Consider the following 23,049-nt stretch of genomic DNA (forward strand, 5'->3'; position numbering starts at 1 on the left):
ATCTTTATCTATAAAACTGAAGAATCTCGTACTAAATATTCCCCCAGAGAGGATTATTAAGAACGCGGCCCAAAGTAAGTGATAGTTTGATTGAAGCATGTACCCTCTTGATTTTTAAGCCGTATGTTAGATATAAGGTTGTATTATAACCTCACTTTTTTTAATAAAATATAAAAATTATTAAAATTCGCATATTATATATATTTTATATAGCAACAAGCTAAATAAATATAATTATATTTGGTGCTTTTGTAACAAGGATTAATAAAGATATGGTTATGGAGCCTGTTCGGGGGCGGTTCGACTTGTTACCTAATGGACCAATAACTAAGAAGGCGAGTCTTCATGTCTTACCTAATGGCACTATGAGATATGCCAATGATAAAAAATATTGACTTTTCGTTAGAATTGTTATGAGCGGTGTGAGGTCATGTTAAAGAACTGAATCAGTTTTACCTTGCGTACAAAAGAGGTATGGGGAGCCAAGCTCTGTAGGTAAGGGTAACTATCTATAAATTAGGCTTAAATTGATGTGAGATATAATCTTTAAATATCTTATTAGTGATTTGTTCTTATTAATCAATTTTAATGAGTATTTGTCAGTATAAATGGCTATTTATTTCCATATCTAAGAATTATTCACTCTAAGTACATTTATCGTACATGTTGTGTGATAATTCCTAAGAATTCTTTATATTTTCAATGGAAATTTTGAAAATTTAGGATTATTCTGTACGCGCTTTCACTTATTTGTGTTTTCTACAGGTATCAGGATGATGAAAATTAAGCCATTGTTTTTGTGCGTGATTCCACTTGCACTAATTGCTTCATTTGCATATGGGAATTATGGAAGTGCCAAAACCCCAATTTATGTAAAGGAAGCAGTTGCCTCTGTAAGTTCTAAAATGTCATATAGCTTTGGTATGAGTAAATGCCTGCCTGCTGCTGAAAAAGACGGTTCATGGCAAATTCAATGCTCGCCAATTAAGGGTGGGGAGCCTCTTCAGTTTGTTGTCTACCCAGCAGAAAAATCGCCTTATGATGTCGCAACGTCATTTTATTTAATTGCCAATAACGATATGGCTAGAAAAAATGCCGACAAAGGTCTTTTAAGCTATTTAATGATCGACGTTGATAAAAAAGAACATAAGATTTAACGTTTTTGATATATAAATAGAATTAAAGTGAAAAATAAGCCTCGCTATTGCGAGGTTTTTCGCTTTATAAAAGCCAAAAAAAAGCCTGCAATTAAGCAGGCTTTTTGTTTTCAGCGTTTGAACGATTAAGATTTAAACTAATTCGATGACGTCGAAGTTCACTTCGGCGCTGACGTCAGCGTCGTAATCCACGCCTTTCAGGCCGAAGCCGAACAGGCGCAGGAACTCTTCTTTGTAGCTCTGGTAATCAGTCAGCTGATAGATATTGTCATCGTTCAGTTGCTTCCAGATCTCGCCACAGGTTTTCTGCACTTCGTCACGTAGTTCCCAGTCATCCAGGCGCAGACGGTTTTTGTCGTCGGTGGTTGGCGTCTGGTCATTGTACATTTTGGTCGCAAACAGGCGTTGGATCTGCTCAATACAGCCTTCGTGGATACCTTGCTCTTTCATGATTTTGAACACGATAGAGATGTACAGAGGCATAACCGGAATCGCAGCAGAAGCCTGAGTCACGACAGATTTCAGTACTGCAACGTTAGCCGAGCCGCCTTTGGCTTTCAGTTTGGTATCGATAGCCTGGGCTGCGCGATCCAAGTCTTCTTTCGCCTTGCCCAACGTACCGTGCCAGTAGATTGGCCAGGTCAGCTCAGTACCGATGTAGGAGTAAGCCACGGACTTGGCGTTGTCCGCCAACACGCCAGCGTCTGCCAGAGCGTTGATCCACAGCTCCCAGTCCTGGCCGCCCATCACTTTGATGGTATCAGCGATTTCTTGCTCGTTTGCAGGTTCAACTACGGCAGAAACCAGCTTGTCTTTGTTGGTGTCCAGCGCGGTAGATTGATACGGTTCGCCGATAGGTTTCAGGGCTGAACGCACCAGCTCGCCGCTATCTGGCATTTTGCGCACTGGAGAAGCCAGTGAGTAAACCACCAGATCGATTTGGCCGAGATCTTCTTTAATCAGCTTGATCACGGTGTCGCGGCATTCGTTAGAGAATGCATCGCCGTTGACGCTTTTAGAGTACAGGCCTTCTTCTTTGGCTGCTTTATCGAATGCCGCGGCGTTGTACCAGCCAGCAGAACCGGTTTTCGCTTCGCTACCCGGTTTTTCGAAGAACACGCCGATGGTGGCTGCGTCTGAACCGAAAGCAGCATTAATTCTTGAGGCAAGCCCATAACCCGTAGAGGCACCGATGACCAGGACGCGTTTTGGTCCGTCTTTCAGTTTGCCTTGCGCTTTCACGTAGGCAATTTGCTCACGCACGTTGGCTTCACAGCCTACCGGATGAGTGGTCGTACAGATAAAGCCGCGAATTTTAGGTTTGATTATCATGAATGGTTTATCTTGGTTGCTTATAAAAGGAAGACAATATTACTTAATATTGGCTCTTATTTCTCGTAGAAATTTCTGAAGGTCTTTAGCGTGTCCACGCTGGCCCAGCGTATTTCACTCTCAGGGTGCAGGCTGATGGTGCCATCGCCCCACGCAATGTAGTAAGAAACATCCCCCGATAGCGGTTCAAAGATGTTGGTGACAACACCCTTAATTTCGCCGGATTGATGCTTAACGATGCTGCCTTTCTGGAAAATCATACCGCCTCCCTTGGCACGACCGCGATGTTTCATGCCAGCATAATTCCAACTTAGCATAGCGCAAAGTGAGCGGGGGAGAATGTGGCGAATTTAGACGGCTTCTGGCATAAATAGCGCAGGAAAAAGTTATATCATTATGGTGTGATAGTGCTAACTTCCGCTGCGCAAGATTCGGTGCTAATTTCGATTGTGCAGAATTAACCAAGGGTGCCAAAATGAAAAATTTAATGATCGATGTGCTGATCAAACTGTCCAAAGTCGAAGTAGAGGCTAAAGAGCTGGTGGCTCAGGTTGAAGCGCAATCCTTGCTTATTGCTGCGCTGGTTCTTTCGGTGAGTCAAGAATCAAAGGACGATATTTCAACCAATATCCACAATGCGGTTTTAGCGGCGGCGAAATCGTCGGATGAGATTCTACAATCAGACGTGGAACTCATTCTTTCCCACTTTGATCGCTTATTAAAAGTCACACGCTTTGTGGCTGAAAACGCAGAAGAGTAAATCGCTTTGGGCTACAGAATTCTGTAGCCCAATTCGTTTGTCCAACCCCCTCCCATCTCTCCCTTTTCCGGTTGTCCGTTTCTCACGGGTCACTGTCAGTTAGCGAGGCGCGCCGTCGGGCGGCTTGCGGCATACTCTTTTCAGGCTGCGGCATGAGGCCAGCAGTGTTGAATGGAGAATTACCATGTTAGTCGACCCTTCTCAGAAATATCGTTCCTTTCCGCCAGTCAATCTGGCCGATCGTCAATGGCCGGGAAAAGTGCTGAATAAGGTGCCGCAGTGGTGTTCAAGCGATCTACGCGATGGCAACCAGTCACTCGCCGAGCCAATGGATAACGAGCGCAAACGCCAGTTCTTTGATGTGTTGGTGCGCTGTGGTTTCAAGCAGATAGAAGTGGCTTTCCCCTCGGCGTCGCAAACCGATTTTGATTTCGTGCGTGGGCTGATTGAAGACAACGCGATCCCGGAAGATGTCTATATTCAGGTGCTTACGCCATCACGCCCGGACCTGATCGAGCGTACTTTTGATGCGTTAAAGGACGTGCCGCGCGCTATCGTCCACCTTTATAACGCCACGGCACCGATTTTCCGCGAAGTGGTTTTCAATCAGGATAAAGCGGCAACGCGCGAACTGGCGGTGCGCGGCGCTAAGCAGATTCGCCAACTGTGCGAACAGTATCCGCAAACCCAGTGGACCTTCGAATATTCGCCGGAAACCTTCTGTTTTACCGAGCTGGAATTCTCTTTAGAGATTTGCGAAGCCGTGGCCGAAGTGTGGCAACCCAACGCCCAGCGCCCGATGATCATCAACCTGCCCGCCACCGTGGAGGTCAGCACGCCGAACATCTATGCCGATCAGATTGAGTGGTTCTGTCGTCACTTTAGCCGTCGCGATCGGGTGTCTATCAGTGTGCATCCGCACAATGACCGAGGCACTGGCGTAGCCTGTGCCGAACTGGCAATGCTGGCAGGGGCCGACCGGGTCGAAGGTTGCTTGTTTGGCAACGGCGAGCGCACGGGCAATGTGGATTTGGTCACCCTGGCGCTGAATTTCTACACGCAGGGTATTTCGCCTGGCTTAGATTTCAGCAACTTGCAGAGCCTGGTGGAGATTGTAGAGCAGTGCAACCAGCTGCCGGTACATCCGCGCCACCCGTATGCAGGTGAGCTGGTGTTTACCGCTTTCTCCGGTTCTCATCAGGATGCAATCAAAAAAGGCTTCGCAGCTCAGGCCAGCCGTGGCGATGCTTACTGGCAAGTCCCTTACTTGCCGCTGGACCCTGCCGACGTGGGCTGCAGCTATGAGGCGGTGATCCGCGTCAACAGCCAGTCAGGGAAAAGCGGCGCGGCATGGCTGCTCGAGCAAAATCATGGTCTGAAATTGCCGCGCGGCTTGCAGATAGCCTTCAGTAAAGCCGTCCAGCGTGAAACCGATACCACCGGCAAAGAGATGAGCACCAGCGATATATGGCGTCTGTTCCGCCAGCGCTATGGCTTGGTGGATCAGCCGGTGCTGCAACTGCTGGGTTATGACATCCGCAGCGATGAGCGAAACCAGTACCACTTCAGCGCCCGAGTGAAATATCAGGGGCAGGATCTGTCATTGTCAGGCAGCGGCAACGGCCTGTTGTCCGGCGCGGTGGATGCTCTGAGCGGGCACTTTGACTTACAACTCGACATTGGCGATTACCACGAGCACACGCTGGGGCATCAGAGCCACAGCCGCGCGGTGGCGTACGTCAGTTGCCAGCGCAAGCAGGGGGAAACCTTCTACGGCGTAGGGATTGATAGCGATGTGTCCAGCGCCTCGTTGCAGGCCCTGTTTAACGCCGTCGCTCAATTTTTGAATTAAGCGACGGGCAGAGGGAAATCGAGAGAGAAATAGTCGCTGGGCGATACGCCCAGCGCGCGTTTAAACATCGCACTAAAGGCGCTGGGGCTGTCATAGCCCAGCTCTAGCGCCACATCTAAGACTGAGGTCCCCGCCGCCAAGGCGTTAATTCCCGCCAGTAGTCTTGCTCGCCTAACCCAATCACTAAACCGCAGTCCGGTTTCACGCTGAAATCGGCGCGACAGGGTGCGCCCGCTGATTTGCAGTTGTGCAGCCACATCTTCTAACTCCCACGGGGAAGAGAGTGCCTGCTGAATTTCACGGCAAACCGCCAACAGTGCGGCATCTCTTGGCTCCGGCAGGTGTAAAGGCAGCACCGGCAGCAGCCGCAGCTCATCGAGCAGCAACTCCATCACACGCTCCTCGCGCCCGCCAACCAGATAGTCTGCGGGAATTGCCAAAGAGGAGGAGATCAGCTCGCGCAGCAAAGGCGATATTTGAACTACCTGACATTGCGAAGGAAGGTCCGCGCGGGCCAGAGAGTCAACAAACACCGTTCTGGCTTTGACGCCGCCGATAAAGCGCAACCCGTGGCGGACATGGGCCGGAAGCCACACCCCGCGCCCCGGCGGTACCATCCAAATCCCCATTTCGGTACTGACTTCCACCACGCCGCTCAGAGTGTGAATGAGCTGCGAGCAGCTGTGGCTATGAGGGGTTTCGCACTCGCCGTGTTGATATTCTACCGCGCGTGAAGCAAGGGATTGAAAAGGTGAAAGTGGGGAGGTGTGCTGCATCGGTCGATTATCCGGGCTAAAAATAAAGCGCGTTGGGGCTAAACAGGCTGAAATGGCAGGGACGCTCTCCCTGCCCAACGATAGCATCGCGCTTTATCCGTGACTGAAGGACTTATTTATGGCGGTTTTTCTTCGCTTCTTCAACAGCTTGTTTGGCCTCTTCGGCTTTTTGCTGAAGCTCTTCTTCAGTCATTTGCTCGGCAACTTCGTGCAATTTCGCCAATCCGTCGCTGATATGAACTTCATCAGCCTTGGTTTTATTTTCGCTCTTATTCTCGCTCATCGTTTTTATCCTATTTGTAAGACATCTCTCGGGAGAAACGGTCTGGTAGAGAAAGTTGAAGTTAGATTTTAGCAGAAAGCGGGGGAAGGTGAGGGAGGGAAGTGTGCTAGAAGCCGCGAAGGCTAAGGCCCGCAGCGCGGCGGGCCTGACAGTTACGGCTTACTGGCGGTAAGCGAACTTAATCTGTTGCAGGGAGTTTCTGAAGATCTCAGCCTGCTTTTCATCTTCCATTTGAGCGGCAAATCTTTCCATGTTAAGCATCACTTTGCCCGCGTCCGCCTGGCCAATGGCTTTGAGGATCAACGTTAAAGTGGCTTTTAAACAGGCAACTTCCGTGGCCAGAGTTTCGACGTTGGCTTCAGTGGTAAAATCACATTGACTCATTTGGGCTCCAAAGCTGTTTTCCAGCTCAATCAGATAATGATATTTCAGACAGTTTTCAGCAGCCTGAAAGAAAGTGCGGCCATTCTACCACATTCATTCCCTGCTCGTTACGGGCGTGTTTGGAGCAGGACAGCAGAAACAGACAGGCGAGAGTGAGTGAGGATGGTAAAGAGACTCAACCTGATTTTGAGATTGAGTATTTTTCATGTCTAAACGGATTTTTATTCATTTAGCATTCATAAGAATTTACTGAGGAAAATAATAATAAATCTTCATAAGATAGATATAGAAGCAGTAAGCCATGTTGTTTAATTGAGCGTTAATTTTTACCGCACTTAGATTCACTGTCTATGGCTGGTTAATGTTTTACACCTTATTGTTTTAATGGTGAGGGTGGATTTTTTCTTGTTGATTTTTATCGATTTTTTGTTGAAATGTTGCTGGCGAAGATGGCATCTTGTTTTTACATGCTATCTCGCATTTTTTTACAGACATTCCGTGGTCAAGCGCAGGTGTATGGAGTAAAATGTCGCTGTTAATTAAATTAGCATACATTTCTGAGGTTTTATTTATATCCGCTGTCAATGTCTGACAGCCAGGTCAGCAGCTCCATATTAGACCTGTTAATGCTGCACTCTCTTGGTTTACAAGCTGTCCAAAGTTCTTTATTGACGTGCATAACGTAATATCGCCTGCCGACAAGCCATGAAACATGACTGTGTGTCGCCTTTATTTTTGGAGAATTCTCTTTGATTAGCGTTCTTCTTGTTGATGACCACGAATTGGTGCGCGCAGGGATCCGACGCATTCTGGAAGACATCAAAGGCATCAAAGTTGTGGGTGAAGCCCAGTGTGGCGAGGACGCCGTGAAGTGGTGTCGCAGCAATGATGTTGATATTGTTTTGATGGATATGAATATGCCGGGGATCGGCGGGTTAGAAGCGACCAAAAAAATCGTCCGCTTTTCTCCAGATATTAAGATAATCATGTTGACTATCTACACTGAGAATCCACTGCCAGCCAAAGTGATGCAGGCGGGGGCTTCCGGCTATCTGAGCAAAGGCGCTGCGCCACAAGAAGTGGTGAATGCGATTCGCTTAGTTGATTCCGGCCAACGTTACATCGCCTCTGATATCGCTCAGCAGATGGCCCTTAGCCAGATTGAACCTCAGTCAGAAACGCCGTTCGACAGCCTTTCCGAGCGTGAGTTGCAGATTATGTTGATGATCACCAAGGGTCAGAAGGTGAATGAAATTTCGGAGCAACTTAGCTTGAGTCCGAAGACCGTTAACAGTTATCGTTATCGGATGTTTAGTAAATTGAATATCAGCGGTGATGTTGAATTGACCCACCTTGCTATCCGGCACGGTTTGTTTAACGCGGAGACTTTGTCTGGCAGTGAGTGATGAGCGATTCGACCCAAAAGCCTTTCTAAAAACGGTCACCAGCCAACCGGGCGTCTACAGGATGTACGACGCCAGCGGCACCGTTATTTATGTCGGCAAAGCAAAAGACCTGAAAAAACGTCTTTCCAGCTACTTCCGCGTCCAGGTTTCCAGTCGCAAAACCGAAACTCTGGTCAAAAATATCGCCCAAATTGACGTCACCGTCACCCATACCGAAACCGAAGCGCTGCTGCTCGAGCATAACTACATCAAGCTCTATCAGCCTCGCTACAACGTGCTGCTACGCGATGATAAATCTTATCCGCTAATTTTCTTAAGTGCTGATAATCATCCGCGCCTCTCCATTCATCGCGGAGCTAAGCACGCCAAGGGCGAGTATTTTGGTCCTTTCCCCAACTCCTACGCCGTGCGCGAGTCTTTGGCTCTGCTACAAAAACTTTTCCCAATTCGCCAATGTGAAAACAGCGTTTATCGCAACCGTTCGCGCCCCTGTTTGCAATATCAAATTGGCCGCTGCCTTGGCCCTTGCGTCAAAGGCTTGGTCAGCGAAGAAGAGTACAAAGCACAGGTCGAATACGTGCGTTTATTCTTGGCTGGCAAAGATCAGCAAGTGTTAACCCAGCTGATTGCCAGAATGGAAGAGGCCAGCAAGGCATTACATTTTGAAGAAGCTGGGCGCATTCGCGACCAGATTCAGGCAGTGCGTCGCGTGACTGAACGGCAATTTGTGTCGGGTAACAGCGAAGATTTGGACGTCATCGGTGTCTCCTTCGAGTCCGGCATGGCCTGTCTGCACGTGCTGTTTATTCGCCAAGGCAAAGTATTGGGTAGCCGCAGTTACTACCCGAAAGTGCCGGGCGGCACCGATTTAGCCGAAGTGGTGCAAACCTTCGTCGGCCAGTTCTATCTGCAGGGCAGCCAGTCGCGCACTCTGCCGGGGGAAATCCTGCTCGACTTCACTCTGCCGGAAAAAGATTTGTTGGCGGAGTCGCTCAGCGAGCTTGCTGGCCGCAAGGTGCAGATTCAGAGCAAACCGCGCGGCGACCGCGCGCGCTATTTGAAATTGGCCCGTACCAACGCTTCGACCGCGCTCACCACCAAATTAGCCCAACAGTCGACTATCCATCAGCGCATGGCTGAATTGGCCAAAACGCTGCATCTGTCGGAAATTAACCGTATGGAATGCTTCGATATCAGCCATACTATGGGCGAGCAGACCGTGGCGTCTTGTGTCGTTTTCGATGCTAATGGCCCATTACGCTCCGAATATCGCCGCTATAACATTACCGGCATCACGCCGGGCGATGATTACGCGGCGATGGCGCAGGTACTGAGCCGCCGTTATGGCAAATCGCTCGAAGAGAAAAAAATTCCTGACGTGATCTTTATCGATGGCGGTAAAGGCCAGTTGGGCATGGCAAAAGACGTTTTTGCTTCTCTCGACGTGGACTGGGATAAATCCAAGCCGCTGCTGATTGGTATCGCCAAAGGCGCTGACCGTAAAGCGGGCTTAGAGACGCTGTTCTTTGTGCCAGAAGGCGAGGGGATTTCACTGCCTTCTGACTCGCCGGCGCTGCACCTTATTCAACATATTCGCGATGATTCTCATAATCATGCGATCACCGGCCACCGGCAGAAACGGGCTAAAGTCCGCAATACCAGTGCATTAGAAGAGATAGAAGGCGTCGGCCCGAAACGTCGGCAAGTTTTACTGAAATACATGGGGGGCATTCAGCCATTGTTGAATGCCAGTATTGAGGAAATTGCACAGGTGCCGGGTATTTCTCACGCATTGGCAGAAAAGATCCATAATGCGTTGAAACCCTAAGAGCGATGTAGCAACATACTCATAATAACCACACAAGACAGACAGTTACCTACGCCATGCAATTTAATATACCGACGTGCCTCACCCTGTTTCGCGTTGTACTTATCCCGTTTTTCGTGCTGGCGTTCTATTTGCCCTATGTCTGGGCACCTATGGCCTGCGCGCTGATCTTCGTTTTTGCGGCCATCACCGACTGGTTTGATGGTTATCTGGCTCGCCGCTGGAAGCAGACCACGCGTTTTGGTGCCTTCCTCGACCCTGTGGCTGATAAAGTCATGGTGGCGATGGCGCTGGTGCTGGTGGCCGAATACTTCCACGCCTGGTGGATAACCCTGCCTGCGGCAACCATGATTGCTCGTGAGATCATCATTTCGGCGCTGCGCGAGTGGATGGCTGAAATTGGTAAACGCAGCAGCGTGGCGGTTTCTTGGATTGGCAAAGTGAAAACTACCGCGCAGATGTTATCGCTGGTGGCGCTGCTTTGGCGTCCTGATGCCATCGTTATTTGGGTTGGCGTCGGTGCTTTGTACATTGCCGCGGTGCTGACTTTCTGGTCAATGTTCCAATATTTGAACGCTGCGCGCCACGATTTGCTGGAACCCTGATCAAACTGAGTTAAAAAACGTCAAACGATCGTTATGTGTGGATAATTTTATTGACTCATTGCGTCAGGTAAGTAGAATGCATCGCATCAGACGGCAGCCAAGTGCAAGCCTGAAGATAGCTAAAAAAATCAGCAAGTTCTGATTATTGCGGGAATAGCTCAGTTGGTAGAGCACGACCTTGCCAAGGTCGGGGTCGCGAGTTCGAGTCTCGTTTCCCGCTCCAAATTTATTAAACAGGTTCAGATATCTGTTTAAGTGCAAGATTAGTAGTAAGAATTAAAGGCGCGTTAACAAAGCGGTTATGTAGCGGATTGCAAATCCGTCTAGTCCGGTTCGACTCCGGAACGCGCCTCCAATTTTCCCGGAGCCCGGGTGGTGGAATCGGTAGACACAAGGGATTTAAAATCCCTCGGCCTTAGGCTGTACGAGTTCAAGTCTCGTCCCGGGTACCATGGGAAAATTAGCTGAATAATCAAAAGCAATATGTAGTAATGTCGTTATAGCCACCTTCGGGTGGTTTTTTTATGCCTAAAATTCACCTAATCATCTGCAAATAACGCATTGAATCGACAAGAGATCCAATGCGCTTCTTCATGGGTAATCAGCACACGCCAAAATCGCCGTCTTCGTGGTACAGGTTGACGGAGTCAGCCTGCACGCTGATCTCTTTCTTGGCGCTGTCGTCTGCTCGCACGCAAAGCAGCGTATTTCCCTCAACCGCGGTCACGATCATTTTTGGCCCGCCGGTCTTTGATTGCACAACGTCTTGTGGCTTAAACATGGTGTCTCCTTGGTTATAGCTCTTCACAATATCAGGATTTATCATAGGACAATCCACGCCTACCAGCGCTGAATCTTTAACTGAGATGGAGTGGGGAAGGGGAGCAGCCATAGAAAAGCCGGTCAGCTTACACTGACCGGCTTGGAGTACACATCAACCCGTCGTGGGATTAATTAATCTCAGGGTGCTGTGCGATAAGATTTTTACGCTTAGTCTCGAGTTCGGCAATCTGAGCATCAATATCTTCGATTTTCTGCTCAATATTGTCGTGGTGTTCTTGCAGGATCTCTTTAGCCTCTGCTTTGTCAGACGCCGCAGGCGTTGCCCCTTTTAGTGGGCGGTTAGCCGTTTCCTTCATGAACACGCCCGTAACCAGACCAATCACCGACACCGTCATCAGGTAGTAGGCAGGCATATAGAGGTTCTGAGTGGACTCTACCAGCCATGCTGCGAAGGTTGGAGTGATACCCGCTACCATAATGGAAATATTAAAGGCGATGGCCAGTGCGCTATAGCGAATATTGGTTGGGAACATCGCTGGCAGCGTGGACGCCATGACGCCGATGAAACAGTTCAGCAGCACCGCCAACATCAGCAAACCACAGAAAATCAGGCCAATCACGCCACTGTTAATCAAAATGAAGCTTGGGATCGCCAGAATAAACAGGCCAATACTGCCGGTGATGATAAAGGGTTTACGACCAATTTTATCACTCAGCATACCGATGAACGGCTGCACAAACAGCATCCCGACCATGATAGCGATGATGATCAATACGCCGTGGTCTTCAGAGTAGTGCAGGCTGTGTGACAGATAGCTCGGCATGTAGGTCAACAGCATATAGTAGGTGACGTTGGTGGTAATAACGATACCTACGCAGACAATCAGGCTTTTCCACTGCTTGGTGAAGATTTCACGGAAAGAGACCTTCGGCGGCTCGGCAATGTTGTTGCGCGAGTCGGTATCCATCTTATCAACGTGCTGCTGGAAGGTTGGGGTTTCTTCCAAAGCGTGGCGCAAGTAGATACCAATCAGGCCCAGCGGTGCGGCGATGAAGAACGGAATACGCCAGCCCCAGTCGAGGAAGTTCTGCTCGCCGACGATGCTGGAAATCAGGATAACGACACCGGCACCTAAGACGAAACCGGCGATGGAACCGAAGTCCAGCCAGCTGCCCAGGAAGCCACGCTTTCTGTCTGGAGAGTATTCGGAAACAAAGATAGCTGCGCCGGTGTATTCACCACCCACCGAGAAGCCCTGTGCCAGTTTTGCTAATAGCAGCAGAATCGGCGCCCAGATACCAATAGTGGCGTAGCCCGGTATTAAGCCGATACAGAAGGTACTGACCGACATGATGATAATGGTGATCGACAGGACTTTCTGGCGACCAAACTTATCACCTAAAGCCCCAAAGAAAAGACCGCCCAGAGGTCTAACAAGGAAAGGAACCGAGAACGTGGCCAATGCCGCGATCATCTGAATGCCGGGATCTGCACCAGGGAAGAACACCTGTCCTAATGCGAAAGCAACAAAGCCATAAACACCGAAATCGAACCATTCCATCGCGTTACCCAACGCAGCGGCGGTGATGGCTTTTTTCAATTTTGTATCGTCAATGATAGTAATATCATTGATTTGCATCGGTTTAACGCGTTTTTTTCTTAATCTCATTTATTACGTCCTTTGTTCAAATAACTCCACGGTGCAAAGCGTGAGATATTGAGCTGCTAACTACTTTTTAGATTTTTCAAATCATTATAGGACGCTTTTGTAAGCTTGTGCAAAGAGCGACTATTTTGTGAACAGTCGCAGCACAAAATGAATTTGAGTTAAGTATTGCAGGGGAAGGGCAGCAGAAGAGGGTCAAAACAGCCCCGAGGGGCGTTTTTAGGGTTAGATTTCACCCGATGTATCAGTATTGCTCAGCGCTCTGATGGACAAAGGCAGATGGTAGTTAGGCTGGCTGGTAAAGAAAGCCTGTAACGCTACGCGTTTCTTACGGTCTATCGAGATCTCTTCCATGGTCTTGCGGAAAATACTGTAGCGGCCACAAGAGGTGCAGGTCACGGTAACGATTTTCGCCGACAGGTTAACCGACGTCTTATTGGTGCTTTGGCACAAAGGGCACTCATCACGAGTGTTTGTTTCTGTGGAACTCATAAAACCTCCGGTTTTACTCCGAGCGGGCCACAGTATAGCGCGAAAAGGCGTCAATTACTTCACGGAAATTTTTTTATTAGTGGATTTTCGGCGCGACAACGTGTAGGGCAATTCTGAGTTTCAGCCGTATGCCTTGATACAGCGCCATTTGGCTGTTTCCAGCGTTGTTAAAAAAGGCCAATAAACGCGTGAAAATATTTCCTATCGCTGGGCTATTCATCAGTTACATGCCGATCAGTTACACTCAAAGATTACCCATAATAATGGATTGGCCTTGAAAACTATGACCCCGATTATTTATCAGCGCATTGAAGGTGCCGAGTATCGCCACATTTATGTGGTGGGCGATCTGCATGGCTGTCTCTCAATGTTGGAGGATCAGCTTGCCCGCGTGCGCTTTGACGCTGCCAGCGATCTGCTGCTTTCCGTGGGGGATCTGGTGGATCGCGGTCCTGACATTATGGGGTGCTTAAAACTGATCGAAGAGCCTTGGTTTGCCTGCGTGCGCGGCAATCATGAGCAAATGGCCATTGATGCTCTGCATGAAACCAATATAGAGCGCTGGTTGAGAAACGGCGGTGAGTGGTTTTACGCGCTGGAAGGTGCGCAAGAGCAGGAGGCCCGGCGTCTCATCAAGCTGACCGATGAGCTGCCTCACGTGCTGGAAGTGAATACGGAGTCAGGCAATATCGTTGTGGCCCACGCGGATTATCTTTCCGATCGCTATGAATTTGGCAAGCCGATGGATGGTTACGAGGTTATCTGGAATCGCGATCGCATAAACCATGCCCTTGCCGGGCGTTTTACTGAAATCACGGGCGCCAAGGCGTTCTATTTCGGCCACACGCCGGTGGAGCACCCTATGGTGTATGCCAACCAGCATTATATTGACACGGGCGCGGTCTTCGGCGGATACCTCACGCTGCAACAAATCCAATAGCGATCAGGCGCCGCGCGGGGCGGTGGTTTGCCGTGAACACGGGGCAACGGTATAGTGGCTGCCAGCCTGAGCAGGGGAACAAATAAAATTACATCATGGAAAATAAGCGCGAAGACCGTATCCACCGCCTGTTGCTGGCGTTAAAAAAAGCCGACAAAATTCATCTGAAAGAGGCCGCACGGTTGCTGGATGTGTCAGAAATGACTATCCGCCGCGACCTGAACTCCGCGCCTGCGCCAGTCATCCTGTTGGGCGGCTATATCGTGATTGATCCGAAGAATAGCCCGGCGACGCACTACTTCGTTAGTGAACAAAAGATGCGTCAGGTTGAGGAGAAGCGTCGTTTGGGCGAGCTGGCGGCGGCCTTGGTGGAGAACGACGATACGGTGTTTTTTGATTGTGGCACCACCACGCCCTATATCATTGAAAGTATTCCCGAAGAGCGCGTTTTTACCGCCGTTTGTTACTCTCTCAATACCTTTTTGGCATTGCAGGAGAAGCCCCATTGCGAAGTGATTTTATGCGGCGGAGTGTTTAAAGCCAGCAACAGCATTTATACGCCTATTGGCCGCAGCAACGAGCTGGACTATATTCGCCCGAACAAGGCCTTTATCTCGGCGGCAGGGGTCAGCATTCAACATGGCGTGAGCTGTTTTAACTTCGATGAGTTGCTGATGAAACATCAGGCGATGGAGAAGTCCGAACAGAACATTCTGGTAGCGGATAGCAGTAAGTTTGATCGGGTGCGACCTGCGGCGATCGCACCTTTAGCTCGATTCAATATGTTAATTACCGATGCTCTGCCTTCCCAGGCTTTCATCGATTTTTGCCATGACGCAGACGTTGAGCTGGTGGTTTAAGGGGGATCAGCGAATGGTCGGGATCTTCTCGACGTGCTGGTAAAATACCACCTCCCAAATTCCGTTTGCCGTGCCGTCGTTTAAGTAGTGCTCAAAACAGGCTTTACCATCGGCGCGGTAGCCGCTTTCGGCAATGTGGTGGTAATAGAAGTCCTGCCACGCTTTGGCGAAATTGCCGTCCACAATGGTGGTGTGATAAGCCGCGTAAGTGCCGCCCGGCAAGGTTTGCAGGCAAAGCCCTTCGGCATCATCAAGAATAAAATTATCCGCCACGCAGACTGAAGGGTCTGCGCGAAGCTGCTCTGCCGGCGTCTTCTCCGGGTCGTCATGGAACAGGGTTAACCACTCAAGATGCTTCTGATGATGGCGTTCCGTCCAGTCCATTAAGTGGCGAAACCCTTCCTTAATAGACTTTTCGTACGGGCCAATAACCCGATAACTAACCAATTTTTTAGCCGGTCTTTCGACTATCATAAATGCCATGATTGACTCCTTGTGTTACATGCCAGTGAGTTGAGTCCTTTTAGAAGGGGGTTGGGGTATAACAGTTTCAACCGGAACAGAAGATAACTGCTCTACGTGCTATAACAGTGACCATGATAAAATCAGGTCATCAGTTTGCATTATAGTCGTACCTGTCGTGAGGTTATGAGATGGACGTGATCAAAAATGTATTAAATAGTGAAATCGAGCGCATCAACCGTCTGGAAGGTCGCGACGGCAAGCCAAGAATCAACAGCGAGTTCTTCGTCAACCACCCGTGGCTGTGCCTTGCTATGCTCGCTGGTTATATTCTGGTAGGGGTGGTGATGTACGTTTCACCCTATATGGGCCTCGGTTGGTTTATCGGTTTCACCGCATTTTTACTCTTTATGTCAGCAATGCTGCTGATGGAAATCAAACCCACTTATCGTTACGAAGATATCGGCGTGCTTGACCTGCGGGTTTGCTATAACGGTGAATGGTATTTCAGCCGCGAAATTTCAGAGGATGCGGTTCAGCAGTTGCTGGCGTCTAACGAGGTGAGTGCGCGAATTAAAAACCGGATCGAAGCTATCGTGCGTAATAAAGGGGCAATAGATTTCTACGACGTTTACGACCTGGCGCGTCAGGACAAGTTACAGTTTGCTGGCACGACCACGGCGCAGGCCGCACATTAAATTTTTACTGCTTCTGACCTCATTGCTGCGGTTCTGATAAGCTGAGTTTTACCTGTCTTAGATAATTACCCACTGGGTATTCAGGCAGGTTAGCTCAGCTTTTTGCTGTCTGGCGCGCTGCTTTTTACGCCCGAATGGCGTGTCCAAATGTGCCCTGATCGCCTCACCGGGGTGAGTTATGGCGAGATCACGGGTAGAATAAGCAGAGATCGACATTTAAGGGGGCGTATGATGACGTTTATCAACAATGAATTTGAATATCGTAACTGGATCATCGAAGAAATCTTTCAGGTCAGTGCGGTGAGCGAAGCCTCTGAATTCGCTGATCAAGAAGTTGATGATTTTATCTTCGACGCGCGCCCGGTGGCTTATCCCTGTATCGCCGTCATGATCCAAACGCCGGGCCAGCCGGGCGTTTGCGAGCCTCGCTTCGTCTATAAGGAGCAGGTGTTTGAGTGGGCGCACCAGATGGGGTTTGGCTTCGACAGCTAAGCTATGCTTTAACCCTGAGCGCAAAGCTCAGGGTGATGTCTCCAGCTTTTCAACGCCAGTTAGACGTTTTTACGATCAATCTTCTCCTCTCCCCAGAACAAGTGATCTTCCTTGGTTTTTGCGAAAGCGATAGGCAGAACTTCATCATTACCTTCTTCCCAAATCTTCTGTGCCAGCACTTCATCGTTGTCCGCTAGCTCGAAAATGGCTTCAGCAATCTCATGTGACGTTTCACGCGTGTTGGCCCAGGCTTTGATATTTGATGTGGTCATTTGTCACTCCCGTGGTTTGCTTAAACTAAAAATAGCTCTCCCTTTAACTATGGTAGGCGATGGCGGGGTAAGCAAACCTGTTCGCTCACAAAACGTCCATCATGGTGTTTTTGCCGTCGGTAGGCACTATATGTGGTGACAAAATGTGCCCGCGAGCTGAGAAAGAGGAGCGTCATTTATGGCCGTGGTTTATACTCAACGGGCTTTTGATAATTTAAGGTGAAGAGAATGAGCGACGATATTTTTGATTTTGACATTGATGCAGCATTAGAAAAAGCGGAAGAGAAAGCAGCCGAAAAGGCCTCTGCCGTGCCTGAAGTGGTTCAGGATGAAAGTGACTGCGAAGGCTGCAAGATTTAATTTCAGCCCCAAGCCGCAAAACATCTGCTTTACATATCAATAAAAGAACCGCCTCGGCGGTTTTTTTTATGGCTGAAATTTACAGCAGAAAGTGAAATATCCCTTGTGTGTTATAGCCTTGCGAAAAGGCTTTTTATGTCGTTTTTGATGCAAATGTAAGGAGAGTGTGAGGGCTGAGTAAATGGGATAAATTCCTATAGAACAGTAAGATAGCTGGCAGTAATTTGAACCTACCTGATAAGCAGGTCGTGAGGTTTCGAATGAAAAAAATAGTGTTAGTTCTCGCTGTCATGCTGAGTTTACCGGCTCTCGCTCATGCCAACGTTGAGATAGGCATAAATGTTCCAGGCGTCTCTTTGCACATTGGCGATCGTGATAACCGGGGTTATTACTGGGACGGCGGTGGCTGGCGTGATCCAGGCTGGTGGGACCACCACTATCGCGACAATGGCTATGGTCACTGGGTGTACTACGAGCCAGCGCCGCCGACGCGTTATTGGCATCACGATCACTATTGGCGTGAGGGGCCTCCTCCTGGTTATTGGCACCGTGGGCCTCCTCCGGGTTACTGGCATGAAGGGCCGCCTCCAGGACGCTGGTAATATTATCTCTTTGTCATTCAAGAATTTGAGAACAGGGTTGGCGGTGGGAATGCTGCGGCATTTGTAACGTCAATTCTGTTCTTCTTCTTTTGGCGCTTTAGATCTACTTTGCAACATAATCGATATGTTTCTCTTTCAATAATTCATGCTGTTTATTAATTGATGTGTGTGCATAATTCTTTGTTATATAAAGAATTTATTTTTCATTTCGGGCGTAAATGTTGCTTGCTAGTTGGTCGCTATATTGTTAATTTTCTGTTGCACAGATCAGCAACGGATGGCTCGATTATTTCTCACCTCATGATTTGCTCTAATGAAAGAGGCATGTAGGTGATATTCCCAACATTGAGAACATCCTCATGTTTATGATTAAAAGCGATTTTGAATACCGCAACTGGATGATGAAAACCTATTTCCGTCTTGATGGCATACATGGCGAAAGCCTGTTGACCGATGAAGAACTGGAAGATTTCTTGTTTGAGAGCAAACCGGTAGCCTACCCGTGTCTGGCGATGATCACTCCTTCTAGCACTCAGCCATTAGAGAATGAAATTTCCTATATCTACCGGGAGCAGATCAGCCTATGGGCTAGAGAGATGGGCGTGTTGAAGTGTTGAGAACAAATTAACCTATTGATTACCATGCTAAAGCGCTCATCCGAGCGCTTTTTTAGTTTTGGCGTTAGTCTTTATTGCCGCGAACTTCCACCAATACCGGACAGGGGGAATGGGCTATCACTTCGGCACTCACCGAACCCGTGAGTAATCGACCAAACAGCGACTGATGGCGATGGCCCATCAAGATAACTGAGGCATTTTTAATCCGCGCTTCTTCCACCAGAGCCACCTCCGGCGTGCCGACAATGATATTACTCACCGCGTTGACCGACCGCGCCCGAAGTTTGGCTAAGGTGTGTTGGACCAACGCCTGCGCGCTGCCTTCTTCATAGTTCGCCGGGGCGTAGTCGGCGGCCAGTTGGTCAGCCAGTGGATGATTATTTAGCGCGTAGGCCTCATCAACACAGCAGGTGACATACACCGTTGCCGCCGTGCCCGCCGCCAATGTGCAGGCCAATTCCACCAGATACTCTGTCTGCCTCGAGCCATCTATGGCCAGCAAAATGGTGTCAAACATTTGATTTCTCCTTCTGCTACTGCCTTCCAAATAGCCTAATTACTTGCCGATTTCACAGAGCAGCGCGGCTTTGCAATTCAGCAGGGCTTGGCGCATTTCGTCTTCTTTGCTGCTCAACCGCGCGGTGGGCAAGATAACGGATACCGCGTAGCGGCCAAGGATGGTGTCGAGTGAAACCGCCATAGTGGAAATCCCCTCGACCGTTTCGCCGGTTTCAGTCGAAACGCCGGTTTCCCGCACTCGGGCCACCTTGGCTAACAAGCTTTTAATGTCGCGTACGGTATTTTCAGTGGCGGGTTCAAAGGTGTCGCCGAGCAGGCTATGAATTTCCTCATCGGTCTTCAAAGCCAGCAGGGCGCGGCCCGCCGAGGTGCCGTAGATAGGCAAGTTCAGCCCTACGCGCGGCGACACGCGCAGTTCTCGCTCTGCCACCACGTTGTAAATATTGGCAATTTTGGTGCCGCTGGTGCGGCTCAGGGCGACGGTTTCATTAATATCGTCGCTAAGCTGCTTGAGGTAAGGGGAGGCGATAGCTATGACATCCGTATGCACGGTGGACACCAGCCGCAACAGGGTCGGGCCTAATCGTACACCGGCCATGCCCTCCGAGCGCACCAGACCTTCTTCGGCCAGCGCCGCTACAATGCGTTGCACCGTCGAGCGGGGGAGCTGCACTTCGTTGGCGATGGTGCCGAGGCTCATTCCCTGCGGGTTCTTGCCTAAGGCATTAAGGATTTTTGCTGCGCGCGAAATGACCTGAATACCGCCACTGCGCTCTTCATCGACCGAATGGTCATCACTCATAACTTGTCCTTTTCATCCATGGCGAATTTTTGCCGTGCCGAGTTTTGCCAATGTAATGGCTGGGCGCGGAGAAAACAACGTTAATCACATTGCAATACAGTGTCCCGTATTATAGTATTTTCTCGCTGTATCACATTGCGATGCAGTGCATCATTAAAAAGCGCAGCACCTATAACGCGCTGTGATAAATATAACTTTTCACCTGCCAACACTTCCCATCAGTCAGGGTATTTTACAGAAAAATTAATCCCTTACCGATGGATCACATCGCGGAGTAAACGCGTAAACATGAGTCAGACGATGTTAATGAACGGGCCTGTGCCCGGCGTGTCGCCGCCACCTGCGCCTCCCGTTGCCCAACCTTTTACCCTGCGTCTGATCATTGGAATGGTAGGCGTGCTGATTGCGTCACTATGTTCAGGATTGAACGATCGCGTGACGGATATCGCGCTGGCAGACGTGCGCGGCGCATTGAGCATCAGCAGCGATCAGGGCTCGTGGCTGATTGGCAGCTATCAGGCGGCCGAGGTCGCGGCCATGCTGGTAGCCCCCTGGCTGGCGATGACCTTTTCCATTCGCCGCTTTGCAATGGCGACCACCGCGGGCTTTGTGCTGATCGCGATTATCATCCCTTTTGCCCCGAATTTGCCGATTTTCATTGCACTGCGCGTGGTCCAAGGCGCCTTTGGCGGGGCTTTGCCGCCTTTGCTGATGACCGTCGCACTGCGTTTTCTGCCGCCACACTTTAAATTATATGGCCTGAGCGCCTATGCCCTGACCGCCACCTTCGGGCCGAATGTCGCCACGTCGTTAGCGGCGCTGTGGACGGACTCCGTGGGTTGGCAATTTGTTTTCTGGCAGATCGTTCCACCCTGCGTGCTGGGTATTTTTATGATTGGCTATGGACTGCCGCAGGACCCGATCCGTCTGGAAAGATTCAAGCAGATTGATGCCATCGGCATGCTAACTGGATGCAGCGGGCTGGCCTTGCTAGTACTGACTCTGCAACAGGGAGAGCGGCTGGACTGGTTCAATTCCCCGTTGATTACCCTGATGTTTTTCTCAGCAGTGGTCCTGTTGACGCTGTTCGCGGCTAACGAGTGGTATCACCCGCTGCCACTATTCAAATTGCAGATGCTGCGTCGCCACAATCTTTCCCACGGTCTGCTGACGCTGTTTGGCCTGATGCTGCTGTTTTTGTCCGGCTCGGCTATTCCGTCTGGCTATATGGCGCAGGTTGAGGGTTTCCGCGCAGTGCAGTTTGGGCCTTTGGCTCTCAGCGTGGGCCTGCCCCAGCTGTTACTTGCCCCTCTTGTCGCCGCCGTTTTGAACATGCGCTGGGTTGATAGCCGCTGGATTTTGGCCGCCGGCCTGACGCTGCTCGCGGTTTCTTGCTACTGGGGAAGCCAACTGACGTCGGACTGGTCGCGCGACAACTTCTATCTCATTCAGGCGATGCAGGCCTTTGGTCAGCCGATGGCGGTCATGCCGATCCTGATGGGGGCGACCAGCGTGGTGCAGCCGATGGAAGGGCCATTTGCCTCGGCGATGTTCAACGTCACCCGCGCCATGGGCAGTATTTTTGCCGGCGCCATGATGGAAACCTTCCTCAGCCATCGCCAACAGCTGCACTCCAATATTTTGCTCAACCACGTCGGCAGCAATAGCTATTTACTCTCCCAGCCTTATGACGGGGCGGGCAGCCACCTCGCGCCGCTGAATCAAGACGGTTCGGCGGTGTCACCTGAACTCATGCAGCAGTTTGCCGTACAGGTCAGGCACCAAACCCAAGTGCTGGCCTTGTCTGACACCTATCTGGCCTTTATTGCGGTCGCTGTAGGGCTAGCCCTGCTGACGTTTGTGGTTGCTAAGCGAACTTATCCGCCACAGTCAGTGATGAAGCAGACGTAAGGCCGAAGAAATTATTAAATGACTGATTTATTGCAAAAAATTATGCGCGAGAGAAATTAAAATGATCAAGAAATCTGCAATTCGCCCCGTTTGGCTGCTGGCCTTCGCCATCATCGTGCTGGTGGTGATCGCCGCATTCTGGGTATTGAGCCGTCAGGGCGAGCCAGAAACCGATGACGCCTTTGTCTCGGCAGACTCCACGCTGGTCGCGCCGCGCATCTCTGGCACCATTTCGCAGGTGCTGGTGGCGGATAACCAGCAGGTAAAAGCCGGACAGGTGCTGGCGGTGATTGACGACGGCGACTATCGCAATGCTGTGCTCAGTGCTCAGGCTAATCTAGAAACGGCCAGCGCCCAGCTGCTGAGTTTTACCGCGCAACTGGCCCAGCAGCAGCAAACCATCCTGCAAACCAAGGCGCAGGTGAATGCGGATAACGCCAATCTGGTGTATGCCCGCCAAAGCGCTGAACGCTACCAGCGATTGCTGCAAAATGGCTCAGGCACGGCCGATCAGCGTGACCAGTCGGATGCCAATTATCGCGCTAAAGTCGCCCAGCAGCAGAGCGACGTAGCGGCGTCTCAGGCGGCGGAAAAGCAGATTGACGTATTAAAGGCCGGACAGGCGCAGGCTCAGGCCGCGATTGATTCCGCCAAAAGCCAGTTGGCGCAGGCCAAGTTGAATCTAAGCTATACCCAAATTAAAGCGCCGATTGACGGCACCGTCGGCCAGCGTTCAGTGCGGGTGGGTGGCTATGTCAGTGCCGGGACGCGCGTGCTGGCGGTGGTCCCGCTGCATCAGGCCTTTGTTATTGCCAACTACCTTGAAACGCAGTTAGCCGACGTTATGCCAAATCAGAGGGTCAGTATCAAGGTGGATGCACTGCCGGGCGTGGTGTTTTCCGGCAAGGTTGATAGCATCTCTCCGGCAACCGGCGTGACTTTCTCGCCGATAGCGCCAGATAACGCCACGGGAAATTACACCAAAGTGGTTCAGCGGGTGGCGGTGAAAATCCTGTTAGATCAGGGCCAAAAGGATTTAGAGCGGCTTAAGGTTGGTATGTCAGTGATACCAACCATCAATACGGCGGCAAAGGGCTAACAGGTTTTATCTTAAAGATCCCTCAGAAAAAGGCGGCAGCGAATTCATTTCACTGCCGCCTTTTTTGTGGCGTCACTTAGTCAACTGAGT

At 50.1% G+C, this 23,049-nt stretch carries 27 protein-coding genes and 3 tRNA genes; 18 read left to right on the top strand and 12 right to left on the bottom strand.

The window, feature by feature from the left end; translation table 11 throughout:
- Nucleotides 1-773: 773 nt before the first annotated feature.
- A complete protein-coding gene (locus SBO83_RS02085; RefSeq protein WP_396130306.1) occupies nt 774-1,157 on the top strand; it encodes a hypothetical protein in 384 nt (127 codons plus the stop codon).
- Nucleotides 1,158-1,289: 132 nt separating this feature from the next.
- Here SBO83_RS02085 and fabV read toward each other — a convergent pair whose 3' ends face one another.
- Together fabV and SBO83_RS02095 are read right to left on the bottom strand one after the other, a co-directional pair.
- Nucleotides 1,290-2,489 carry an enoyl-ACP reductase FabV gene (gene fabV, locus SBO83_RS02090; RefSeq protein WP_396130307.1) on the bottom strand — a complete coding sequence of 400 codons (1,200 nt, stop codon included), beginning with the start codon at nt 2,487-2,489 and terminating at the stop codon, nt 1,290-1,292.
- A gap of 56 nt (nt 2,490-2,545) precedes the next feature.
- Nucleotides 2,546-2,782 (bottom strand): hypothetical protein, encoded by a 237-nt coding sequence (locus tag SBO83_RS02095; protein WP_396130308.1) that lies wholly within the window; start codon nt 2,780-2,782, stop codon nt 2,546-2,548.
- 182 nt (nt 2,783-2,964) lie between these two features.
- On the opposite strand from SBO83_RS02095, the gene iraP reads away from it, so the two are divergent.
- Nucleotides 2,965-3,249 carry an anti-adapter protein IraP gene (iraP, locus tag SBO83_RS02100; RefSeq protein ID WP_396130309.1) on the top strand — a complete coding sequence of 95 codons (285 nt, stop codon included), beginning with the start codon at nt 2,965-2,967 and terminating at the stop codon, nt 3,247-3,249.
- A 184-nt stretch (nt 3,250-3,433) separates the two neighbouring features.
- The gene (leuA, locus tag SBO83_RS02105; RefSeq protein ID WP_396130310.1) at nt 3,434-5,101 is read left to right on the top strand and encodes a 2-isopropylmalate synthase; all 1,668 of its coding nucleotides are present in this window, start codon (nt 3,434-3,436) and stop codon (nt 5,099-5,101) included.
- Here the strand turns inward: leuA and SBO83_RS02110 are convergent.
- The 3 genes from SBO83_RS02110 to SBO83_RS02120 form a co-directional block, all read right to left on the bottom strand.
- Nucleotides 5,098-5,877 carry a helix-turn-helix domain-containing protein gene (locus SBO83_RS02110; RefSeq protein ID WP_396130311.1) on the bottom strand — a complete coding sequence of 260 codons (780 nt, stop codon included), beginning with the start codon at nt 5,875-5,877 and terminating at the stop codon, nt 5,098-5,100. The genes leuA and SBO83_RS02110 overlap by 4 nt on opposite strands.
- Nucleotides 5,878-5,989: 112 nt before the next feature.
- Nucleotides 5,990-6,160 carry a hypothetical protein gene (locus tag SBO83_RS02115; protein ID WP_353502587.1) on the bottom strand — a complete coding sequence of 57 codons (171 nt, stop codon included), beginning with the start codon at nt 6,158-6,160 and terminating at the stop codon, nt 5,990-5,992.
- Nucleotides 6,161-6,319: 159 nt separating this feature from the next.
- Nucleotides 6,320-6,544, bottom strand: a complete 225-nt coding sequence (locus tag SBO83_RS02120; protein WP_034791456.1) for a DUF2594 family protein — start codon at nt 6,542-6,544, stop codon at nt 6,320-6,322.
- Nucleotides 6,545-7,293: 749 nt separating this feature from the next.
- On the opposite strand from SBO83_RS02120, the gene uvrY reads away from it, so the two are divergent.
- The 6 genes from uvrY (at nt 7,294) to SBO83_RS02150 (ending at nt 10,835) form a co-directional block, all read left to right on the top strand.
- Nucleotides 7,294-7,950 (top strand): UvrY/SirA/GacA family response regulator transcription factor, encoded by a 657-nt coding sequence (gene uvrY / locus SBO83_RS02125; protein WP_034791453.1) that lies wholly within the window; start codon nt 7,294-7,296, stop codon nt 7,948-7,950.
- Nucleotides 7,943-9,778 (top strand): excinuclease ABC subunit UvrC, encoded by a 1,836-nt coding sequence (uvrC, locus tag SBO83_RS02130; RefSeq protein ID WP_353502586.1) that lies wholly within the window; start codon nt 7,943-7,945, stop codon nt 9,776-9,778. Before uvrY ends, uvrC begins: the two co-directional genes overlap by 8 nt.
- A gap of 56 nt (nt 9,779-9,834) precedes the next feature.
- The gene (gene pgsA, locus SBO83_RS02135; RefSeq protein WP_353502585.1) at nt 9,835-10,383 is read left to right on the top strand and encodes a CDP-diacylglycerol--glycerol-3-phosphate 3-phosphatidyltransferase; all 549 of its coding nucleotides are present in this window, start codon (nt 9,835-9,837) and stop codon (nt 10,381-10,383) included.
- A 147-nt stretch (nt 10,384-10,530) separates the two neighbouring features.
- A tRNA-Gly gene (locus SBO83_RS02140) sits at nt 10,531-10,606 on the top strand.
- A gap of 58 nt (nt 10,607-10,664) precedes the next feature.
- Nucleotides 10,665-10,738, top strand: a tRNA-Cys gene (locus SBO83_RS02145).
- Between the two features lie 11 nt (nt 10,739-10,749).
- Nucleotides 10,750-10,835 (top strand) — tRNA-Leu (locus SBO83_RS02150).
- Between the two features lie 149 nt (nt 10,836-10,984).
- On the opposite strand, the gene SBO83_RS02155 is transcribed toward SBO83_RS02150, so the two are convergent.
- The 3 genes from SBO83_RS02155 to SBO83_RS02165 form a co-directional block, all read right to left on the bottom strand.
- A complete protein-coding gene (locus SBO83_RS02155) occupies nt 10,985-11,164 on the bottom strand; it encodes a DUF2158 domain-containing protein (protein WP_353502584.1) in 180 nt (59 codons plus the stop codon).
- Between the two features lie 169 nt (nt 11,165-11,333).
- Nucleotides 11,334-12,836 carry a glycine betaine/L-proline transporter ProP gene (gene proP, locus SBO83_RS02160; RefSeq protein WP_353502583.1) on the bottom strand — a complete coding sequence of 501 codons (1,503 nt, stop codon included), beginning with the start codon at nt 12,834-12,836 and terminating at the stop codon, nt 11,334-11,336.
- Between the two features lie 222 nt (nt 12,837-13,058).
- A complete protein-coding gene (locus SBO83_RS02165; RefSeq protein WP_396130312.1) occupies nt 13,059-13,325 on the bottom strand; it encodes a hypothetical protein in 267 nt (88 codons plus the stop codon).
- Between the two features lie 283 nt (nt 13,326-13,608).
- Here SBO83_RS02165 and SBO83_RS02170 point away from each other — a divergent pair, with 283 nt between their 5' ends.
- Nucleotides 13,609-14,265 carry a metallophosphoesterase gene (locus SBO83_RS02170; protein WP_396130917.1) on the top strand — a complete coding sequence of 219 codons (657 nt, stop codon included), beginning with the start codon at nt 13,609-13,611 and terminating at the stop codon, nt 14,263-14,265.
- A gap of 95 nt (nt 14,266-14,360) precedes the next feature.
- The gene (gene deoR / locus SBO83_RS02175; protein ID WP_396130313.1) at nt 14,361-15,125 is read left to right on the top strand and encodes a DNA-binding transcriptional repressor DeoR; all 765 of its coding nucleotides are present in this window, start codon (nt 14,361-14,363) and stop codon (nt 15,123-15,125) included.
- A gap of 6 nt (nt 15,126-15,131) precedes the next feature.
- On the opposite strand, the gene SBO83_RS02180 is transcribed toward deoR, so the two are convergent.
- The gene (locus tag SBO83_RS02180) at nt 15,132-15,608 is read right to left on the bottom strand and encodes a GyrI-like domain-containing protein (RefSeq protein WP_353502581.1); all 477 of its coding nucleotides are present in this window, start codon (nt 15,606-15,608) and stop codon (nt 15,132-15,134) included.
- Nucleotides 15,609-15,778: 170 nt separating this feature from the next.
- Between SBO83_RS02180 and SBO83_RS02185 the strand changes: the two genes are divergently transcribed.
- Together SBO83_RS02185 and SBO83_RS02190 are read left to right on the top strand one after the other, a co-directional pair.
- Nucleotides 15,779-16,285 carry a YlaC family protein gene (locus SBO83_RS02185; protein ID WP_353502580.1) on the top strand — a complete coding sequence of 169 codons (507 nt, stop codon included), beginning with the start codon at nt 15,779-15,781 and terminating at the stop codon, nt 16,283-16,285.
- A 228-nt stretch (nt 16,286-16,513) separates the two neighbouring features.
- The gene (locus tag SBO83_RS02190; RefSeq protein WP_353502579.1) at nt 16,514-16,777 is read left to right on the top strand and encodes a hypothetical protein; all 264 of its coding nucleotides are present in this window, start codon (nt 16,514-16,516) and stop codon (nt 16,775-16,777) included.
- A gap of 59 nt (nt 16,778-16,836) precedes the next feature.
- On the opposite strand, the gene SBO83_RS02195 is transcribed toward SBO83_RS02190, so the two are convergent.
- Nucleotides 16,837-17,049 (bottom strand): YccJ family protein, encoded by a 213-nt coding sequence (locus tag SBO83_RS02195; RefSeq protein WP_034791438.1) that lies wholly within the window; start codon nt 17,047-17,049, stop codon nt 16,837-16,839.
- 228 nt (nt 17,050-17,277) lie between these two features.
- Between SBO83_RS02195 and SBO83_RS02200 the strand changes: the two genes are divergently transcribed.
- The 3 genes from SBO83_RS02200 (at nt 17,278) to SBO83_RS02210 (ending at nt 18,628) form a co-directional block, all read left to right on the top strand.
- Nucleotides 17,278-17,409, top strand: coding sequence for a hypothetical protein (locus SBO83_RS02200; RefSeq protein WP_256594519.1), 132 nt, complete (start codon nt 17,278-17,280; stop codon nt 17,407-17,409).
- A gap of 260 nt (nt 17,410-17,669) precedes the next feature.
- Nucleotides 17,670-18,011 carry a DUF2502 domain-containing protein gene (locus tag SBO83_RS02205; protein WP_396130314.1) on the top strand — a complete coding sequence of 114 codons (342 nt, stop codon included), beginning with the start codon at nt 17,670-17,672 and terminating at the stop codon, nt 18,009-18,011.
- A 359-nt stretch (nt 18,012-18,370) separates the two neighbouring features.
- The gene (locus SBO83_RS02210; protein ID WP_396130315.1) at nt 18,371-18,628 is read left to right on the top strand and encodes a hypothetical protein; all 258 of its coding nucleotides are present in this window, start codon (nt 18,371-18,373) and stop codon (nt 18,626-18,628) included.
- A 64-nt stretch (nt 18,629-18,692) separates the two neighbouring features.
- On the opposite strand, the gene SBO83_RS02215 is transcribed toward SBO83_RS02210, so the two are convergent.
- Together SBO83_RS02215 and SBO83_RS02220 are read right to left on the bottom strand one after the other, a co-directional pair.
- Nucleotides 18,693-19,145: a universal stress protein gene (locus SBO83_RS02215; RefSeq protein ID WP_396130316.1), complete on the bottom strand. Its 453-nt coding sequence runs from the start codon at nt 19,143-19,145 to the stop codon at nt 18,693-18,695.
- 39 nt (nt 19,146-19,184) lie between these two features.
- Nucleotides 19,185-19,949: an IclR family transcriptional regulator domain-containing protein gene (locus SBO83_RS02220; RefSeq protein WP_396130317.1), complete on the bottom strand. Its 765-nt coding sequence runs from the start codon at nt 19,947-19,949 to the stop codon at nt 19,185-19,187.
- A gap of 288 nt (nt 19,950-20,237) precedes the next feature.
- On the opposite strand from SBO83_RS02220, the gene SBO83_RS02225 reads away from it, so the two are divergent.
- Entirely contained in the window at nt 20,238-21,860 is a 1,623-nt protein-coding gene (locus SBO83_RS02225) for an MFS transporter (RefSeq protein WP_396130318.1), read from the top strand.
- Nucleotides 21,861-21,921: 61 nt separating this feature from the next.
- Nucleotides 21,922-22,959 (top strand): efflux RND transporter periplasmic adaptor subunit, encoded by a 1,038-nt coding sequence (locus SBO83_RS02230; protein WP_396130319.1) that lies wholly within the window; start codon nt 21,922-21,924, stop codon nt 22,957-22,959.
- Nucleotides 22,960-23,049: the final 90 nt, after the last annotated feature.

The organism is Ewingella allii (assembly GCF_044430645.1).
In the GTDB taxonomy this organism is placed as follows: Bacteria; Pseudomonadota; Gammaproteobacteria; order Enterobacterales; family Enterobacteriaceae; genus Ewingella; species Ewingella allii.

What these genes read in the sequence shown, in the direction of transcription:
- SBO83_RS02180 (WP_353502581.1), bottom strand. Translation starts at nt 15,608, where the DNA reads ATGGCATTTATGATAGTCGAAAGACCGGCTAAAAAATTGGTTAGTTAT.
- deoR (WP_396130313.1), top strand. Translation starts at nt 14,361, where the DNA reads ATGGAAAATAAGCGCGAAGACCGTATCCACCGCCTGTTGCTGGCGTTA.
- SBO83_RS02195 (WP_034791438.1), bottom strand. Translation starts at nt 17,049, where the DNA reads ATGACCACATCAAATATCAAAGCCTGGGCCAACACGCGTGAAACGTCA.
- SBO83_RS02110 (WP_396130311.1), bottom strand. Translation starts at nt 5,877, where the DNA reads ATGCAGCACACCTCCCCACTTTCACCTTTTCAATCCCTTGCTTCACGC.
- SBO83_RS02205 (WP_396130314.1), top strand. Translation starts at nt 17,670, where the DNA reads ATGAAAAAAATAGTGTTAGTTCTCGCTGTCATGCTGAGTTTACCGGCT.
- iraP (WP_396130309.1), top strand. Translation starts at nt 2,965, where the DNA reads ATGAAAAATTTAATGATCGATGTGCTGATCAAACTGTCCAAAGTCGAA.
- SBO83_RS02185 (WP_353502580.1), top strand. Translation starts at nt 15,779, where the DNA reads ATGGACGTGATCAAAAATGTATTAAATAGTGAAATCGAGCGCATCAAC.
- proP (WP_353502583.1), bottom strand. Translation starts at nt 12,836, where the DNA reads ATGAGATTAAGAAAAAAACGCGTTAAACCGATGCAAATCAATGATATT.
- SBO83_RS02225 (WP_396130318.1), top strand. Translation starts at nt 20,238, where the DNA reads ATGAGTCAGACGATGTTAATGAACGGGCCTGTGCCCGGCGTGTCGCCG.
- SBO83_RS02190 (WP_353502579.1), top strand. Translation starts at nt 16,514, where the DNA reads ATGATGACGTTTATCAACAATGAATTTGAATATCGTAACTGGATCATC.
- SBO83_RS02085 (WP_396130306.1), top strand. Translation starts at nt 774, where the DNA reads ATGATGAAAATTAAGCCATTGTTTTTGTGCGTGATTCCACTTGCACTA.
- SBO83_RS02170 (WP_396130917.1), top strand. Translation starts at nt 13,609, where the DNA reads ATGACCCCGATTATTTATCAGCGCATTGAAGGTGCCGAGTATCGCCAC.
- leuA (WP_396130310.1), top strand. Translation starts at nt 3,434, where the DNA reads ATGTTAGTCGACCCTTCTCAGAAATATCGTTCCTTTCCGCCAGTCAAT.
- SBO83_RS02200 (WP_256594519.1), top strand. Translation starts at nt 17,278, where the DNA reads ATGAGCGACGATATTTTTGATTTTGACATTGATGCAGCATTAGAAAAA.
- SBO83_RS02115 (WP_353502587.1), bottom strand. Translation starts at nt 6,160, where the DNA reads ATGAGCGAGAATAAGAGCGAAAATAAAACCAAGGCTGATGAAGTTCAT.
- pgsA (WP_353502585.1), top strand. Translation starts at nt 9,835, where the DNA reads ATGCAATTTAATATACCGACGTGCCTCACCCTGTTTCGCGTTGTACTT.
- SBO83_RS02215 (WP_396130316.1), bottom strand. Translation starts at nt 19,145, where the DNA reads ATGTTTGACACCATTTTGCTGGCCATAGATGGCTCGAGGCAGACAGAG.
- SBO83_RS02210 (WP_396130315.1), top strand. Translation starts at nt 18,371, where the DNA reads ATGTTTATGATTAAAAGCGATTTTGAATACCGCAACTGGATGATGAAA.
- SBO83_RS02165 (WP_396130312.1), bottom strand. Translation starts at nt 13,325, where the DNA reads ATGAGTTCCACAGAAACAAACACTCGTGATGAGTGCCCTTTGTGCCAA.
- fabV (WP_396130307.1), bottom strand. Translation starts at nt 2,489, where the DNA reads ATGATAATCAAACCTAAAATTCGCGGCTTTATCTGTACGACCACTCAT.
- SBO83_RS02095 (WP_396130308.1), bottom strand. Translation starts at nt 2,782, where the DNA reads ATGAAACATCGCGGTCGTGCCAAGGGAGGCGGTATGATTTTCCAGAAA.
- SBO83_RS02155 (WP_353502584.1), bottom strand. Translation starts at nt 11,164, where the DNA reads ATGTTTAAGCCACAAGACGTTGTGCAATCAAAGACCGGCGGGCCAAAA.
- SBO83_RS02230 (WP_396130319.1), top strand. Translation starts at nt 21,922, where the DNA reads ATGATCAAGAAATCTGCAATTCGCCCCGTTTGGCTGCTGGCCTTCGCC.
- SBO83_RS02120 (WP_034791456.1), bottom strand. Translation starts at nt 6,544, where the DNA reads ATGAGTCAATGTGATTTTACCACTGAAGCCAACGTCGAAACTCTGGCC.
- SBO83_RS02220 (WP_396130317.1), bottom strand. Translation starts at nt 19,949, where the DNA reads ATGAGTGATGACCATTCGGTCGATGAAGAGCGCAGTGGCGGTATTCAG.